The sequence below is a fragment of the Ralstonia pickettii genome (assembly GCF_030582395.1).
Taxonomy (GTDB): Bacteria; Pseudomonadota; Gammaproteobacteria; order Burkholderiales; family Burkholderiaceae; genus Ralstonia; species Ralstonia pickettii_D.
In genome coordinates, this window is record NZ_CP104381.1 from 1447743 (window position 1) to 1465680 (window position 17938).

A 17938-nucleotide genomic window follows, 5' to 3' on the forward strand; every position below is an offset into this window, starting at 1 on the left:
CCGAAATTATACGGCCAACGTGTGCTGGCCGCCCCAAGACAATGCTGGCCGCGGCGGATTTCCGCCGTTTTTTTATTGCTTAGATGACATCGATAGCCTCATCGGCGGACGCTTCCGCTCACCACCAGCCGCAATGGGCGGCTGCACTGTTTATCCTCCTGGGCGCCTCCGTCTGGGGCATTTCCTGGTACCCGTACCGCCTGCTGGCCGGCTGGGGGCTCGGCAGCATGCTGGCTTCGTCAATGACGGGCGCAGCCGCAGCCGTGCTGGCCGCCATAGTGCTGCGTCGTCACTTTCGGACGTTTCAATGGTCGTGGCTGATTCCCGCGCTCGGGCTCGCGGCGGGCATCACCAACGCCGGTTTCGTCTGGGGCACGGTGCACGGCACGGTCATGCGGGTACTGCTCCTGTTCTATCTGACCCCGGTATGGACCGCCCTGCTGGCGCGCCTGTGGCTGCACGAGCGCCTGGGCTGGCGCGGCGGTGTGCTGCTCGCGCTGGCGCTGTCGGGCGCGATGATGATGCTGTGGTCGGGTGAGGCCGGCACGCCGTGGCCCGGTTCAGCGGCGGAATGGGCGGGGCTGATTGCAGGGCTCGCTTTTGCTTGCAACAACGTGCTCTCACGCTTGGCGGGGCAGCGCCATCCGACCATGCGCCCGGAAATGCGCACTGTGGTCGTTTTCGCAGGCTGCGCGCTGGTGGGCTTTCCAGCTGCGTTGATGCTCGATGGCGTGCGCACGGTGCCCGCGGCTTTTTCGCAAGGCAATACGTGGCTGCTGCTGGTGGGCATGGCCTGCGTACTGGTCGGCGGCAATGCGATGGTGCAGCGCGGCCTGCAGCGCTTGCCGGCCAATCGTGCGGCGCTGCTGATGCTCTTCGAAATCGTGGTCGCGGCCGTGTCGTCCGCGCTGCTGACGGCGGAACGCCTGTCCCCTCAGGAAATGGCGGGCGGCGCGTGCATCATCCTGGCAGGCGCGCTGTCGGGGCTGTCCCGGCGCAAGTAGGCTGCCAGCGTTTCGCAATCCAAGGAGTTGCCGATGTTGCTTCGCTCGATTCTTGCTGCGTTGACGGTTGCGTTGTCGATTGCTTCCACCGCCGCGTACGCCGCTCCGGCAGAGACCGGCCCCGTGTATGGCCCGCGCCTGGAGGGCTTCGAATATCCCGCTCCGGTCAAGCTTTTCAAGTTCGAGTCGCAGGGCAATGCACTAGAGATGGCGTACCTCGACGTCGCACCCAGGCAGCCGAACGGCCAGGTGGCGGTGCTGCTGCACGGCAAGAACTTCTGCGCGGCCACCTGGGAAGGCACGATCGCCGCGCTGACGGGTGCCGGCTACCGCGTGATCGCCCCGGATCAGATCGGCTTCTGCAAATCCAGCAAGCCGCACGCATATCAGTTCACGTTCCAGCAACTGGCGAGCAATACGCATGCGCTGCTGGCGTCGCTCGGGATCGAGCACGCCATCATGATCGGCCATTCGACGGGCGGCATGCTGGCGACGCGCTACGCCTTGATGTATCCGAACGCAGTGTCGCGGCTGGTGATGATCAACCCGATCGGCCTGGAAGACTGGAAGACCAAGGGTGTGCCGCCCATGACAGTGGACCAATGGTTCGCGCGTGAGAAGCAAACCACCGCCGAGCGCATCCGCGCCTATGAGCAGTCGACCTACTACGCCGGGCAATGGCGTACGCAATACGAGCCGTGGGTCCAGATGCTGGCCGGCATGTACCGCGGCCCGGGGCGCGATCTGGTGGCGTGGAATTCCGCACTGCTGTACGACATGATCTACACGCAGCCCGTCGTCTATGAGTTCGGCCAGTTGCGCCCGCCGACGCTGCTGCTCATCGGCCAGAAAGACACCACGGCCATCGGCAAGGACGCGGCGCCCCCCGAAGCACGGGCGCAGCTGGGGCATTACCCCGAACTCGGCCGCGCAGCTGCCAAGGCCATTCCGCGCGCGACGCTGGTGGAATTTCCGGACGCGGGCCATGCGCCACAAATCCAGGATCCTGATGCGCTGCACAATGCGCTGCTCGACTGGCTCGCCGCGCCCGGGCCGTCGCGCACCCGTCGCCCGGACTGACGCCGTTTGTCATGAACGTGAAACTGCTTACAAATCCGCAGCAATTGAGCCTTCCGTGCTGCAAATTTCGTCCATTTTTGTAGCGATTTGATTGGCGGGAGGCCGGGGAGCGAATGGTATGATGGCGCCATCCGCGCCCCTTGGGCGTGCCTTGTCAGTCCGCGCCGAACGGCGTGGGTGTGACGGTAAAGGCGCGCTCCTGGGGCGCCCGCTTTATCCCCCTTTTCTGATCCCTTCGAGACGAACACAACGTGCGCCTCTCTTCGATCAAGCTCGCAGGCTTCAAGTCTTTCGTCGATCCGACCAATTTTCACGTTCCGGGCCAGCTTGTCGGCATCGTCGGCCCGAACGGTTGCGGTAAATCCAACATCATCGACGCCGTGCGCTGGGTGCTCGGTGAGTCACGCGCCGCGGAACTTCGTGGCGAATCGATGCAGGACGTCATCTTCAACGGCTCGACCCAGCGCAAGCCGGCTGGCCGCGCCAGCGTCGAACTCGTATTCGACAACGCGGAAGGCCGCGCCGCCGGCCAGTGGAGCCAATACGCCGAAGTGGCGGTCAAGCGCGTGCTCAGCCGCGACGGCACCTCGTCGTACTTCATCAACAACCAGGCAGTACGCCGCCGCGACATCCAGGACATCTTTCTCGGCACGGGCCTCGGGCCGCGCGCCTACGCCATCATCGGGCAGGGGATGATCTCGCGCATCATCGAGGCCAAGCCCGATGACATGCGCATCTTCCTGGAAGAAGCCGCGGGCGTGTCGAAGTACAAGGAACGCCGCCGCGAAACTGAAAACCGCCTCTCCGACACGCGTGAAAACCTGACGCGCGTGGAAGACATCCTGCGCGAACTCGGCACCAATCTCGAAAAGCTCGAGGGCCAGGCGGAAGTTGCGCAGCGCTTCCAGACGCTGCAGGCAGAAGGCGAAGAGAAGCAGCACCTGCTCTGGCTGCTCCGCAAGCGTGAAGCGCAAGCTGAGCAGGAACGCCATCAGCGCGCAATCGAACAGGCGCAGATCGACCTGGAAGCGCAGACCGCGCAGTTGCGCCATATCGAGGCCGAACTCGAAACGATGCGCGTGGCGCATTACGCGTCGTCCGACGCGATGCACGCCGCGCAGGGCGCGCTGTACGAAGCCAATTCGGAGGTCAGCCGCCTCGAAGCCGAAATTCGCTACGTGGTGGAATCGCGCAATCGCATCCAGCAGCAGATCGCCACGCTGACCGCGCAGCAGGAACAGTGGCATACGCAGGGCGAGCAGGCGCAGGAAGACCTCGCCGCCGCCGAGGAAGAGTTGGCCATGGCCGAGGAGCGTGCTGCGCAGGCCGCCGAGGACGTCGCGCGCAAAGCCGACGAACTCCCCGCCATGGAAGCGCAGTGGCGCGATGCACAGACCGCGCTGAACGATCAACGCGCCGCGATCCTGCAATCGGAACAGGCCCTCAAGCTCGAAGCCGCACACCAGCGCAATGCCGATCAGGCCCTGCTGCAGCTCGAACAGCGCCGCGAACGTCTGACGCAAGAGTCATCCGGCCTCGACAAGCCGGACGACGTGCAGCTCGAAACTCTGCGTGCCGAACTGGCCGAGCAAGAAGAGGTGCTGGCTGAAGCGCAAGCCGCGCTGGAAGACGCCGAGACACAAGTGCCGCAGCTCGACGAGGCACGCCGCGCCGCGCAGGACCGCGTGCAATCGGAAGCCGCCGCCATCGCTAGCCTGGAAGCGCGCCTCGCCGCGCTCAAGCAGCTGCAGGAGAACGTGCAGACCGACGGCAAGGTCCAGCCGTGGCTGGCCAAGCATGAGCTGAGCGAACTGCCGCGCTTCTGGAAGAAGCTGCAGATCGAGCAGGGCTGGGAGCCCGCACTCGAAGCGGTGCTGCGTGAAAAGCTTGGCGCGCTCGAAGTCTCCAACCTCGATTGGATCAAGGCGTTTGCGGCCGACGCGCCGCCCGCCAAGCTCGCCTTCTATGCGCCCCCTCCCGCAGCGCGTCCGGTCGAGGCGCCGGCGGGGTTGCGTCCGCTGATGTCGCTGGTGCAGGTGACGGAGCCCGGCATGCGCGCCGTGCTGCAAGACTGGCTGGCCGACGTCTATATCGCCGACGACATGCAGGCTGCGCTCGCCGCGCGGCAGACGTTGCCGGAAGGCGGCACGTTTGTGGTCCAGGCCGGGCACTTGATTGGCCGGTCGTCGGTGCAGTTGTACGCGCCCGATTCCGAGCAGGCCGGCATGCTGGCGCGTGCGCAGGAGATCGAAAACCTGCACAAACAGGTGCGTGCGCAGATGCTGTTGGCCGACGAAGCCAAGAGTGCCGCCGTGCGCGCCGAAGCGGCGTACAGCCAGGCCAGCCAGAACCTCACGCAGGTGCGGGCCCGCGCCGAGCAGGCCACGCGTCGCGTGCACGTGCTGCAGATGGATGTGCTCAAGCTGTCGCAGGCGATGGAGCGCTACAACGCGCGCAGCGGCCAGATCGACAGCGAGTTGGACGAGATTCGCGCGCAGATCGAAGAGCAGCGTGCCATCCGTGCCGAATCCGAAGCGACGTTCGAACAGCACGATGCGGCGCTCGCCGACATGCAGGCGCGCTTTGAAGACAGCCAGCAGGCGTTCGAAGCGCTGGAAGTTCGCCTGAGCGATGCGCGCAACGCCTTGCGCGATCAGGAGCGCGGCGCACAGGAGGCGCACTTTGCCGAGCGCAATCTGCAGAACCGCATTGCCGAACTGAAGCGCAACATCCAGGTGGCGAGCGACCAGGCGCAGCAGATCGTGCTGACGCTGGAAAACGCGCGCGCCGAGCTGGAAACCATCAACGAGCAGACCGCGCATACCGGGCTGCAGGAAGCGCTGGAGCGCCGTGCCGAGAAGGAAGAAAAGCTCGGGCTGGCACGCATGGAACTGGATGCGCTGACTGCACAACTGCGCGCGCATGACGAGCAACGCCTGACTGCAGAGCGCGCCCAGCAACCGCTGCGCGATCGCATTACCGAGTTGCAATTGAAGGAACAGGCCGCGCGCCTGAACCAGGAGCAGTTCACCGAGCAGCTCACCGCTGCCAATGTGGACGAAGCAGCGCTAGCCGAACGTCTGACCGGCGATCTGAAACCGTCGTACCTGCAAGGTGAAGTCACTCGCATCAACAACGCCATCAACGCGCTGGGCCCCGTCAACATGGCTGCGCTCGACGAACTGGCGGCAGCGCGCGAGCGAAAGGGCTTCCTGGATGCACAATCGGCCGATTTGACCGACGCCATCACCACGCTGGAAGACGCCATCCGCAAGATCGACCAGGAAACGCGCGCGCTGTTGCAAGGCACGTTCGATCAGGTCAACTATCACTTTGGCGAGCTGTTCCCGACGCTGTTCGGCGGCGGCCAGGCCAAGCTGATGATGACCGGCGAAGAAATTCTCGATGCAGGCGTGCAGGTGATGGCGCAGCCGCCGGGCAAGAAGAATTCGACCATTCACTTGCTGTCGGGCGGTGAAAAGGCACTGACTGCGATTGCGCTGGTGTTTGCGATGTTCCAGCTGAATCCGGCCCCGTTCTGCTTGCTCGACGAGGTGGATGCCCCGCTGGACGACGCCAACACCGAGCGCTACGCCAACATGGTCAAGCGCATGTCTGACAAGACCCAATTCGTTTTTATTTCTCACAACAAGATTGCGATGGAAATGGCGCAACAGCTCATCGGTGTGACCATGCAGGAACAAGGTGTGTCCCGGATCGTGGCGGTGGACATGGATGCCGCGCTGACCATGGCGGAGGCGGCGTAAATGCAGGACAACAACCTGGTGATGGCCCTGCTGGGCGCAGGCGTGGTGTTTGTGCTCGTGATTGTTGTCTACAACCAGTGGCAAATCCGCAAGGCGCGCCGGCCCGAGGTATATAACCCGGCCGTCGACGAGACGCCCCGCGGCGAAGGCTGGACCGAGCGCGCCGAACCCGCCCTGGGCGGAGAGCGCGACGAGACGGGCCGCGTCGAACCGCGTCTTGAGCCCGGTTTCTCGGCGAAGACGCACACGCCCGCCACGGGCAGCGCCGAAACCGAAGCCGGCGTGATCGCAGCCGAACTTACGCCGTCAAGCGACGATGCTGCGCTCGAGGCCGCCGAAGCGGAAGCGGCGGCCGAGCCCGTGCCGGGTTCGCTGGAGCCCGCCAATGGCGTGATCGATCCGCTGATCGATTGCATCGTGCCGCTGCATCCGGAACGCGAAGTGTCGGGCGACCGCCTGCTGCCGGCGCTCGCCAAGCTGCGCCGCGCAGGCACCAAGCAGGTCCACGTGGAAGGTTTGAACCCTGCCGCCAATGCGTGGGAAGCCATCCGCGCCGGTCAACGCTATCTTGACGTGCAAGTGGCCGTGCAATTGGCCAACCGCACTGGCCCGCTGAATGCGTTGGAGTTCTCGGAGTTCATCAACGCGATCGATCCGCTGTCGGAAGCGGCAGACGCCGTGCCGGAACTGCCGGACATGAACGAGACGATTTCCAACGCCCGCGAACTCGACGCGTTTGCCGCCGAGTGCGATGTGCAACTGGGCGTGAGCGTGATTTCCGACGGTGCGCCGTGGTCGGCCGCCTATGTGCAGACGGTCGCCACGCAAGACGGCCTCGTGCTCTCGCGCGACGGCACGCGTTTCACGCGCTTCCACGCCGGTGCCGATGGCGTACAGCGCGCGCTATTCACGCTGCAGTTTGGCGACACCAATTTCCTGCGCGATGACCTGACGGTCAAGGCCGGCCGCCAGATCACGCTGCTGCTCGATGTGCCGGTGGCGGAAGAAGCAAGCAAGCCGTTCAAGCTCGTGTGCGAATACGCCTACACGCTATCGCAGCGCATGGGTGCGCAGGTGGTGGACGACAACCTGCGTCCGCTGACGGAGCAGTCGTTCGTCGCCATCCAGAAGCATCTGCGGGTGCTGTACGACAAGCTTGAAGCGCGCGGTATCCCGGCCGGTTCGAGCACCGCGGTGCGCTTGTTCAGCCACTGACGGGCCCACGATGCGCAAGATTGCAGAACCCGCGTCCGGTACCACGCCCGAGGCGCGGGCGGCTTGGCTGCGTGCCGAGCTGAACCGCTATGCCCACGAGTACTACGTGCTCGACCAGCCCAGCGTGCCCGACGCTGAATACGACCGGCTCTATCGAGAGCTGGAAGCGCTGGAGGCCGAACATCCCGAACTGAAGACGGCCGACTCGCCCACGCTGCGCGTCGGAGGCGCTGTTCTGCCCGAGTTTGCGCCGGTCAGGCATGTCATTCCGATGCTGTCGATCCGTACCGAGACCGACACCACGGCCAACGGCGCACGTGCGTTCGATGCCAGCGTGCGCCGCGAACTGGGCCTCGATGACACCGATCCGCCGGTCGAATATGCCGCCGAACTGAAGTTTGATGGCCTGGCGATCAGCCTGCGCTACGAGCGCGGTTATCTCGTGCAGGCCGCCACACGCGGCGATGGCACCACGGGCGAAGACGTCACGCAAAACATCCGCACGATCCGGCAGATTCCGCTTGGGCTGTCGCATGTTGACGGCCATGTGCCCCCCGTGCTGGAAGTGCGCGGCGAGGTCTACATGCGCCGCGACGACTTCGAAAAGCTCAACGCCCGCCAGCGTGAGCGTGGCGACAAGACCTTCGTCAACCCGCGCAACACCGCGGCCGGTGCCGTACGCCAACTCGATCCCAGGATGGCTGCCGAGCGCCCGCTGTCGTTCTTCGCCTATGGGCTGGGCGAGGTGGTTGGCTGGAAAGGCATGCCCGAGACGCATTCCGGCATGCTCGACGCGCTGCAGGGGTTTGGTTTTCCGGTCAGCGCTGAACGCGCTGCGGTGAAGGGCGGAGACGGGCTGGTTCAGTTCCATGACGCCATCGGCGCCAAGCGCGACAGCTTGCCGTTCGATATCGACGGCGTGGTCTACAAGGTGAACTCGCTCGCGTTGCAGCGCGAACTCGGCTTTCGCACGCGTGAGCCGCGCTGGGCCGTCGCGCACAAATATCCGGCGCAGGAAGCGTTGACGACCGTCGAATCCATTGGCGTGCAGGTCGGGCGTACGGGCGCTATCACGCCCGTGGCGCGGCTGGTGCCGGTGTTTGTTGGCGGCGTGACCGTCACCAACGCGACGCTGCACAACGAAGACGAAGTCCGCCGCAAGGACGTGCGCGTTGGCGATACCGTGATCGTCCGGCGCGCCGGTGATGTGATCCCCGAGGTGGTGAGCGTTGTGTTCGATCGCCGCCCGATGGATGAGGTGCCGGGCAGTGATCTGTTCAATCCGCAGCAGCAGCCGAAGTACCCGCCGTTCGAACTGCCGAAGACGTGCCCGGTATGCGGCTCGCACGTCGTGCGTGAAGCGGGCGAGGCGGTGGCACGTTGCTCAGGTGGCCTGTTCTGCTCGGCGCAGCGTAAAGAGGCCATCCGCCACTTTGCCGGCCGCCGCATGATGGACATCGAAGGCTTGGGCGAGCGTTACATCGACAACCTGGTCGAGCTGGACTACGTGCATGGCATCGCCGATCTGTACAAACTCAAGCTTGAAGATTTCCTTGAGATGAAGCGCCGCGCGGATGAGCGTGATGGCGTGACGCCCGAGACGGTTTCCGCCGGCAAGATCGCCACGAAGTGGGCCGAGAATCTGCTGGAGGGCATCCAGGCCAGCAAGACGCCGCCGCTGGCGCGCTTCCTGTTTGCGCTGGGCATTCGCCACGTGGGCGAATCGACCGCGAAGACGCTCGCGGACTGGCTCGGCAGCCTGGCGATGATCCGGCGTGCACCGGCGCCGCTGTTGCTGGCGCTACCGGACGTGGGCGCCACGGTAGCCGAGGCGATCGCCGATTTTTTTGCCGAGCCGAAGAATCAGCAGGCGCTGGATGCGCTGCTTGAAGCCGGTGTCGCGCCGCAAGGCGAGCACGCGCCGAATGCGAAGCTGCGCGAGAAGCTGGAGCCGGCCGAGCTCTACGCCACGCTGGGCGTGCCCAAGCTCACGGCCACGCGTGCCAAGCAATTGGCCGTGGCAGCACCGACGCTTGCGCAGCTGGCGAGGGTGGAACCCGAACAGTTGGCAGGCCTGCCCGCCGATGTGGCTGCGTCGCTGCTCGAATGGCTGGCTTCGCACGACCATCGCGAGCAACTGGCGAAGCTGGACGCACTGCGCGGTGAGCTGCTTGCCGCCATGCCCACAGAGGCCGCCGAAGAAGGCCTGCTGGCCGGCAAGACGGTCGTGTTGACCGGCACGTTGCCCCACCTCACGCGTGATGAAGCCAAGGCCATGCTGGAAGCGGCGGGCGCCAAGGTGTCTGGATCGGTGTCGAAGAAAACCGACTTCGTTGTCGCCGGAGAAGACGCCGGCAGCAAGCTCGCCAAAGCCGAAGAATTGAACGTGAAGGTTCTGGACGAAGCGGGTATGCTCGCGCTGTTGAAAAATCCGGCGGGAGACCAGTCATGATCCGAAATATCCTCAAGATGGGCGATAGCCGGCTGCTGCGCGTGGCGAAGCCGGTCGAGCGTTTCCACACGCCCGAACTGACTGCCCTGATCGAAGACATGTTCGACACCATGGATGCGGCGCGCGGCGCCGGCCTGGCAGCTCCGCAAATCGGCGTGGATCTGCAAGTCGTCATTTTCGGGTTCGATCGCAACGACCGGTATCCGGATGCGCCGGCCGTGCCCAAGACGGTGTTGATCAACCCGACCATCGAACCGCTGTCGAACGACATGGAAGAAGGCTGGGAAGGCTGCCTCTCGGTACCCGGCCTCCGCGGTGTGGTGCCGCGCTACACGCGCCTGCGCTATACCGGCTTCGACCAGCATGGCCATGCCATCGACAGAATTGCCGAGGGCTTCCACGCCCGCGTCGTCCAGCACGAATGCGATCACCTGCAGGGCGTGCTGTATCCCATGCGCGTGAAGGATTTCACCCGCTTCGGCTTTACCGAAGTGCTGTTCCCGGAATTGCCCGCCAATCACGACGACTGATCGAGACAGCGTGAGCGTCGCACCTGCGGGGGCGGGTGGACGCATGTTTCATCCACCACGGAGACGATATGAAGCGCGATGGTTTGAGGGGCTGGCGCCGGATGGCGCTCGGGGTCGCCATGACAGCGATGCTGGGGCTGGCCGCATGCGCAGGACCGCAGACGCCGGAAACGACCGGAGCCGCACCGGTTGCCCAAAATCCCCAAGGGCCGGTGTGGCAACGCGTGCATCTTGGTGCCGATGCCGCTGGCTACGATTTTCCGGTCTACGCCAACCATCCGCTTGATGGCAACCTCGGCAGCATCCGCGAAGTCGTGTTCGTGCAGCACGGCCTGCAGCGCAACGGAAACGATTACTACGCCGCTGGCGCCGAGCTGCTCCAGGCCAGCGGCCGCAATCCCGACGAGGTCCTTCTGATTGCCCCGAACTTTCCCGGTACGCCTGACGAAGGCAAAGGCTTCGACGGCATGCCGGTGTGGTCGGTGGACGGCTGGATTGGCGGCTTCAACGCCACCAATGCACCGTACACGGACCTGAGTTCGCTCAAGGTGCTCGATGATCTGATCGGCTACGTAACCGACCCGGCGCGCGCGCCCAACGTCAAGCGCGTGACGGTGGCAGGCCATTCGGGCGGCGGCCAGGTCGTGCAACGCTACGCCGTGCTCAACAACGTGGATGAAGTCATCCGCAAGCGCGGCATCGATTTGCGCTACGTGATCGCCAACCCGTCGTCGTATCTGTATTTCACGCCGGAGCGACCGCGCGGCAAGGGCTTTGCGCGCTACAGCACCAGCGTCTGCCCGGACTACGATCACTACAAATACGGCATGGTCGACATGGTGCCGTATGCCGCCGGCAAGACCGGTCGCCAATTGTTCAACCGATACGCACAGCGCCACGTGACTTACCTGGTCGGCACGCACGACAACGACCCGAATCACCGCGTACTCGACAAGTTGTGCGGTGCCGAGGCCGAAGGCCCGACGCGCCTGGATCGCGCACGCAACTACTGGCGCTACGAGCGCTACCTCGCGGGGCGCAAGCGCGTCAACCATCAGGCGCACGAAGTGGTTGGCGTAGGCCACGAGCAGGCGAAGATGTTCGGTTCGCGTTGTGGCGCACAGGCCGTGTTCGGCATGCCTGCGTCGGCCAACACCTCGGGGGCAGCCTGCCAGGCTCCGCATCTGTAATGTAGGCAGAGCATAAAAAAACCGGTCAACGCAGGGTGCGCTGACCGGTTTTTTGTTTGGGCCTGAGGCTGCCTCAGAACTTCTCGAACGGCCCCAGGAATCGCCACTGGCCGACCGGCAGATCGCCCAGCACGATGCTGCCCATGCGGATGCGCTTCAGGCCGACCACTTCCAGTCCCACCTGTTCGCACATGCGGCGGATTTGGCGTTTCTTGCCTTCGCGCAGAACAAAGCGCAACTGCTCTTCGTTTTGCCAGCTCACCTTTGCAGGCTTGAGTGCTTCGCCGTCGAGCGACAGGCCAAAGCGCAGCTTCTCCATCAGCTCTTCCGGGAATACCTTGGAGATGTCGTGCTCGACAACGCCGTCCGGTGAATGCCACACCACGCGCACCAGGTATTCTTTCTCCACCGTCGAATCCTCGCCGATCAGGTGGCGTGCCACTCGGCCGTCCTGCGTCAACACCAGCAACCCGGTGGAGTCGATATCCAGCCGACCGGCCGGCGCCAGTGCCCGACGCTGCCACGGCGCGAAGCGCTTGCGCGTAGGATCGCCTTCCCACTGGTTTTCCGGCACGAATAGCGAAACGGCCGGCTGATAGCCGTCTTCCGCCTGGCCCGAAACGTAGCCGACCGGCTTGTGCATCAGCACGGTGACGCGCTCGCCTTGCTCGGATCGCGCCGACTGGTGGATTTCGATGATCGCATCCGGCTTGACGCGCGACCCCAGTTCGGTGACCGGCTCGCCATCCACCAGCACCCAGCCACGCGGAATCCATTCGTCGGCCTCGCGGCGAGAGCACAGACCCAGTTCGGACATGCGTTTGGACAGACGGACCAGCCCGCTGGATTCGGTTTGCGCGGCCTGGCGTGGTGCCTGCTCCTCGGCATGACGCGGGGCACGCTCCTCACGCTCGCGCTCGGGCCGTTGCGGACGGGCCGAACGGTCTTCAAAGCGGCGTGGCGGACGGTCGTTGTCAAAGCGGCGTGGCGGACGGTCGTCATCGAAACGACGCGGAGCACGGTCGTTGCCATAGCGGCGCGGTGGCCGTTGCTCGTCGTCGAATCGACGCGGCGGGCGTTGGTCGTCGCCGTACCGGCGAGGCGGACGTTCGTCGTCAAAGCGTCGCGGGGGATGCTGGTCGCCATCACGACGCGGTGCGCGTTGATCGTCGCCGAACTTGCGTGGTGGGCGATCCTCGAACCGGCGCGGCGGGCGTTGCTCATCGTCGAAACGACGCGGCGGACGCTGTTCGTCACTAAACCGGCGCGGTGGGCGCTCATCATCAAAGCGTCGCGGAGGACGTTGGTCGCCATCGCGACGCGGCGCGCGTTGATCATCGCCGTAGCGGCGCGGGCGTTCGTCATCGAAACGACGGGGCGGGCGTTGATCGTCGTTAAACCGGCGAGGCGGTCGTTCATCGTCAAAGCGCCTCGGTGGGCGGTCGTTGTCAAAGCGACGCGGGGGACGCTCATCGTCGAACCGGCGGGGTGGGCGATCTTCGAAACGACGGGGCGGGCGCTCATCATCAGAGCGACGGGGCGGCCGTTGGTCGTTGTCGAAACGTCGCGGAGGACGTTCGTCGTCGAACCGGCGGGGTGGGCGATCTTCGAAGGGACGCGGCGTGCGCTCATCGTCGGAGCGGCGGGGCGGTCGTTGCTCGTCATTGAACCGACGCGGCGGACGCTCGTCATCAAAGCGTCGCGGCGGGCGATCGCCTTGCATGCGGCGCGGCTTGGCATCGCGCGTCTGGCCATCGTCGTCGCGTCGGGCAGGACGTGCGGGGCGGGGCGGCTTACCTGCGCGTTCTTCCGGCTTGGCGCGGCGTTGCGATGGGCGCAGCGGCTGGCGCTCGCGGTTCAGGTCGGACGAGCGCAGCGGCTTGCCGGTCGAACGCACGGAATTGCCTTCGTCATCGCGGCGCACGCCGAGCGTGGTGCGCTTGCCCGGGCGGGTGGCACGCTGCGTCGGGTCGCTGGCGCGGCGCTTGTCGTCGTCGCCCGGGAAATCATCGGAATCGGTAGTCATGAATCTAGACCGGTAAGGCTGGCGCTCAGATGGCGAGCGCATCGAGCAGCTCGCTTTCAAGTTCGAGCTGCAGTTTGTTGTCCTGGGTCAGGCGGGTGCCGTCGACCAGGAAAATATCTTCCACGCGCTCGCCGAGCGTGTTGATGCGCGCGGTGTGTACCGACACGCGACGGTGTGCGAGCACGCGGGCAATGGCGTAGAGCAGACCGGTGCGGTCTGTTGCAGAAATGGACAGCAGGTAATACTGGCCGCGCTCGTCCGCCCGCAGGTCGACGCGCGGCTTGATCGGGAAGCTGCGTGACTGGCGCGAGATGCGCCCTCGCGGCGGCTCGGGCAGCGCGGTTTCGCGTGAGATCTGCTCAGCCAGCTCGTGCTCGACCAGCGTGATGATGTCGCGGTAATGGCCGGGCTCTACCAGGCCGCTGCTGGGGTCGGCTACCTGGAAGGTGTCGAGTGCGTAGCCGTGTTTCGTGGTGTGAATCTTGGCGTCCAGAATCGTCAGGCTCTTGCGCTCGAAGTAGCCGCAGATGCGCGCAAAAAGATCGGGCCGATCCGGCGAGTACACCGCCACCTGCAGGCCGACGCCCGCTGGTGAAATGCGTGCTCGCACGATCGGGATCGTCGTGTCGACACGGTTGTAGAAATGCCGCGTGAACCAGGCGATGTCGCGCGCGTCGTGGCGCAGGAACACGCCCACGTCGAGCTGTTTCCACAGTGCCTCGTGTGCAGTGTCGTCCAGCGCGGCCAGGCGCAGCAGGGCGCGCGCTTCTTCCTTGCGCCCTTCGAGCACGGCGTGCGGGTCCGTGGTGGCGCCGCCGAGCACGCGCAGCGTCATGCGGTACAGGTCTTCCAGCAGCTTGCCCTTCCAGGCGTTCCACACCTTGGGGCTGGTGCCGCGGATGTCGGCAACGGTCAGCAGATACAGCGCGGTCAGCCGACGCTCGGTGCCGACCAGATCGGCAAAATGGCGGATGACTTCGGGATCGCCGAGGTCCTGCTTCTGCGCGACCTGGCTCATCGTCAGGTGATGTTCGACAAGCCAGACGATCAAGTCTGCGTCTTCCTTGGCGATGCCGTGTTCCTTGCAGAAGCGCCGTGCGTCGGACATGCCGAGCACGGAGTGATCACCGCCGCGGCCTTTCGCAATGTCATGGAACAGCGCGGCCACGGTCAGCACCCACGGCTTGTCGAAGTTCGCCATCAACTGGCTGCAGAACGGAAACTCGTGCGTGTGCTCGACGATGGCGAAACGGCGGATATTGCGCACCACCATCAGGATGTGCTGATCGACCGTGTAGACGTGGAACAGGTCGTGCTGCATCTGCCCGACGATGCGGCGGAAGTTGACCAGGTAGCGGCCGAGCACGCTGGTCTGGTTCATCAGGCGCAGCGCGTGCGTGATGCCCTGCGGCTGTTGCAGGATCGACAGGAACAGCGCGCGATTGGCCGGATCCTTGCGCCATTTGGCGTCCATCAACGTCCGCGCGTTGTAGAGCGCGCGCATCGTGCTGGCTGCCAATCCCTTGATGCCGCGCGTCTGCTCGTAAAGCAGGAACGTTTCCAGGATGGCCGTCGGCTCGCGCTGGTAGAGATCGGCGTCGGCAATCTCGAGCATGCCTTGCCGTTCGACAAAGCGATCGTTGATCCGCCGCGTGATACCCAGCTCGCTCGGGAACAGCCGCGCCTCGATGTTCTGCAGCACCACGGTATTGAGCTGCGTGACCGCCTTGGCCACCCAGTAATAGCGGCGCATGAGCTGTTCGCTCGCGCGCTTGGCGGTGGTCGGGCGGTATCCGAACGATTCGGCCAGTTGCGTCTGCAGATCGAACACCAATACGTCCTGCCGGCGCCCGGCCAGCAGGTGCAGACGCGCGCGGACGGTTTTGAGCAAGCGCTCGTTGCTGGCCAGCTCCTGCGCTTCACGGCGCGTCAGCAGGCCATTGGCGAGCAGCTCGTTCCAGCTGGAGCCGAACCCAGCCGCGCGCGTCATCCACAGAATGACCTGCAGGTCGCGCAGGCCGCCGGGGCTTTCCTTGCAGTTAGGTTCGAGCGAGTAGGGCGTGTCCTGGTACTTGGCGTGCCGCTGGCGCATTTCCAGCAGTTTCGACTGGAAGAAGTCTGCGGCGTCCAGATGGCCTTGATAGTGCGTCTCGAACGTGCGGTATAACCCTTCGTCGCCCGTCAGCAGACGCGCTTCCAGCAGCGACGTGCGTACTGTTACGTCTTGTGCGGCTTCCTTGATGCACTCGTCGACCGTGCGCACCGAGGAGCCGATGTCCAACCCCATGTCCCAGCAGCGGCCGATGAAGGCCTCCAGCCGGGCCTCCAAGGCCTTGTCTGCGGTGCCTGGCAGCAAGAGGAGGATGTCCACATCGGAATGCGGAAACAGCTCGCCGCGCCCGTAGCCGCCCACGGCAATCAGCGCGCAGGTGGTGGGCATCTGCTCTTCCTGCCAAAGACACACGAGCGAACGGTCCACCGCGCGCGCCAGCTTGGTCACAAGTTGCTGAACGTTGGCGTGCTGGTCGAACTGCGCGAACAGGCGCGCGCGCTCAGCTTTCAGGGCGTCGCGCGGATGAGTTTCTTCGGCAGGGACGGCGGCAGCGGAGGGCATGAGCAGAGCGTGAATGAAACAGCGACCGGAATGAGCCGGTCGCTGCAGGAGTTGAGCCGGTGCGGGGCGAGATCAGCGGGACGTTACCGCCGCTGAGGTCGCAGCTCGCCCGCGAGGATCAGGCCGTGGCCGGAGCGCCTTCGTGTACGAATTCGGGTGCCGGTGGCGTCAATGCCGACACCGTCAGCACTTCATGGCCGGTTTCCGTCACCAGAAGCGTATGTTCCCACTGCGCCGACAGGCTGCGGTCACGCGTCTTGACCGTCCATTGGTCGGGCATCGTGCGGATGTCGCGCTTGCCCGCGTTGATCATCGGTTCGATCGTGAAGATCATGCCGGCTTTCAATTCCATCCCGGTACCGGGCCGGCCGTAGTGCAGGATTTGCGGATCTTCGTGGAATTTCTTGCCGATGCCGTGGCCGCAATATTCACGCACCACGCTGTAGCCCGCGGCTTCGGCATGCTGCTGGATCACGTGGCCGATATCACCGAGGCGGGCGCCCGGACGCACTGCAGCAATGCCCTTCCACATGCATTCGAACGTCACCTGGGTCAGGCGCTTGGCGAGGATCGAGCCCTCGCCAACAACGAACGTGCGGCTGGTATCGCCGTAGTAGCCTTCCTTGGTGATGACCGTGATGTCGAGATTGACGATATCCCCATTCTTAAGCACCTTGTCGCCGGGAATGCCGTGGCAGATCACATCGTTGACCGATGTGCAGATCGATGCCGGGAAGGGCGGATAGCCTGGGGGCGCATAGTTCAGCGGTGCCGGCACGGTGCCTTGCACGTCACGCATGTAGGCGTGGCACAGCTGGTCCAGCTTGCCTGTCGTCACGCCGGGTACGACGAACGGCGTGATGTAGTCGAGAACTTCGGACGCAAGCCGGCAGGCCACGCGCATCTGCGCAATGTCTTCGGCGGTGTGAATGGTAACGGCCATGCTGTGACTCTTTCTGCACGCAGGCGCCTGGAGCGCCGCGTCGTGGCTAAAGGACGAATTATCGCACCAAAGCGCCCCGGCCGGGGTTTTCGGGCGGCGGGCGCCAGTCTTGCTCGGTTTGTCGCGGATACTCGGAAGGTCTTGAGTTGATTGGGTTTTTGCCGCTATAATCGCTGGCTAAGCAGTTGCCGGTCGTGTGGCCGGTGGCGCTTGAAATCGCGAGCCGCTTCACCGCGGGTGTTTTTCGTATCGCATGCGAAGAATGTCTGAGGCGGCTTTAGACCTAACCCGACTGGAGAATTTCATGTCCGTAACCATGCGCGAAATGCTGGAAGCCGGTGTCCACTTTGGCCACCAGACCCGCTTCTGGAACCCCAAGATGGCCCCTTACATCTTTGGCCATCGCAACAAGATTCACATCATCAACCTGGAAAAGACGCTGCCGATGTACCAGGACGCACTGAAGTACGTGCGCCAACTGGCAGCCAACCGGGGCACCATTCTGTTCGTTGGTACGAAGCGTCAATCGCGCGAGATCCTGGCTGAAGAAGCGGCTCGCGCAGGCATGCCGTTCGTCGACAGCCGCTGGCTCGGCGGCATGCTGACCAACTTCAAGACGGTCAAGACCTCGATCAAGCGCCTGAAGGACATGGAAGTCGCCAAGGAAGCCGGCGCGACCGAAACCATGAGCAAGAAGGAAGCGCTGATGTTCGAACGCGAAATGGACAAGCTGGTGAAGTCCATTGGCGGCATCAAGGACATGGGCGGCATTCCGGACGCCATCTTCGTGGTGGACGTTGGTTACCACAAGATTGCCGTGACCGAAGCTGCCAAGCTGGGTATTCCGGTGATCGGCGTGGTTGACACGAACCACTCGCCGGAAGGCATCGACTACGTCATCCCGGGTAACGACGACTCGAGCAAGGCTGTTGCACTGTACGTGCGCGGCGTGGCCGACGCGATCCTGGAAGGCCGTGCGAATGCGGTCCAGGAAGTGGTTGAAGCCGCTCGCGGCGGCGACGACTTCGTCGAAGTCCAAGAAGGCTAAATACAAGAAGGCGGGCGCCCGCGGCTTGATTGCGCGGGACGCGTGCCAGGCCGCACCTGATGGAGCCCA

Annotated in this window: 11 protein-coding genes; 8 read left to right on the forward strand and 3 right to left on the reverse strand. The window is 64.5% G+C overall.

Annotation, left to right across the window (positions count from 1 at the left end; genetic code table 11):
• Positions 1-83 precede the first annotated feature (83 nt).
• From N5B55_RS07015 to N5B55_RS07045, 7 genes are all read left to right on the forward strand, one after another.
• Complete coding sequence (locus N5B55_RS07015) at positions 84-1004, forward strand: DMT family transporter (RefSeq protein ID WP_304539585.1); 921 nt, start codon at positions 84-86, stop codon at positions 1002-1004.
• Positions 1005-1037: 33 nt separating this feature from the next.
• Complete coding sequence (locus tag N5B55_RS07020; RefSeq protein WP_304539586.1) at positions 1038-2084, forward strand: alpha/beta fold hydrolase; 1047 nt, start codon at positions 1038-1040, stop codon at positions 2082-2084.
• A 251-nt stretch (positions 2085-2335) separates the two neighbouring features.
• Positions 2336-5851, forward strand: coding sequence for a chromosome segregation protein SMC (gene smc / locus N5B55_RS07025; RefSeq protein WP_304539587.1), 3516 nt, complete (start codon positions 2336-2338; stop codon positions 5849-5851).
• Positions 5852-7066, forward strand: a complete 1215-nt coding sequence (locus tag N5B55_RS07030) for a cell division protein ZipA C-terminal FtsZ-binding domain-containing protein (RefSeq protein ID WP_304539588.1) — start codon at positions 5852-5854, stop codon at positions 7064-7066. It abuts the gene before it with no gap.
• A gap of 10 nt (positions 7067-7076) precedes the next feature.
• Positions 7077-9518 (forward strand): NAD-dependent DNA ligase LigA, encoded by a 2442-nt coding sequence (gene ligA, locus N5B55_RS07035; protein WP_304539589.1) that lies wholly within the window; start codon positions 7077-7079, stop codon positions 9516-9518.
• Positions 9515-10048 (forward strand): peptide deformylase, encoded by a 534-nt coding sequence (gene def / locus N5B55_RS07040; protein WP_012761892.1) that lies wholly within the window; start codon positions 9515-9517, stop codon positions 10046-10048. Before ligA ends, def begins: the two co-directional genes overlap by 4 nt.
• 68 nt (positions 10049-10116) lie before the next feature.
• A complete protein-coding gene (locus N5B55_RS07045) occupies positions 10117-11238 on the forward strand; it encodes an alpha/beta fold hydrolase (RefSeq protein WP_154207439.1) in 1122 nt (373 codons plus the stop codon).
• A gap of 73 nt (positions 11239-11311) precedes the next feature.
• Here the strand turns inward: N5B55_RS07045 and N5B55_RS07050 are convergent, their stop codons facing one another.
• The 3 genes from N5B55_RS07050 to map form a co-directional block, all read right to left on the reverse strand.
• Positions 11312-13306 (reverse strand): pseudouridine synthase, encoded by a 1995-nt coding sequence (locus tag N5B55_RS07050; RefSeq protein WP_304539590.1) that lies wholly within the window; start codon positions 13304-13306, stop codon positions 11312-11314.
• Positions 13290-15878 (reverse strand): [protein-PII] uridylyltransferase, encoded by a 2589-nt coding sequence (locus N5B55_RS07055; RefSeq protein WP_304539591.1) that lies wholly within the window; start codon positions 15876-15878, stop codon positions 13290-13292. The genes N5B55_RS07050 and N5B55_RS07055 overlap by 17 nt, the downstream gene beginning before the upstream one ends.
• A 118-nt stretch (positions 15879-15996) precedes the next feature.
• Positions 15997-16821, reverse strand: a complete 825-nt coding sequence (gene map / locus N5B55_RS07060; RefSeq protein WP_009238241.1) for a type I methionyl aminopeptidase — start codon at positions 16819-16821, stop codon at positions 15997-15999.
• Positions 16822-17125: 304 nt separating this feature from the next.
• On the opposite strand from map, the gene rpsB reads away from it, so the two are divergent.
• Positions 17126-17869, forward strand: coding sequence for a 30S ribosomal protein S2 (rpsB, locus tag N5B55_RS07065; protein WP_009238240.1), 744 nt, complete (start codon positions 17126-17128; stop codon positions 17867-17869).
• Positions 17870-17938: the final 69 nt, after the last annotated feature.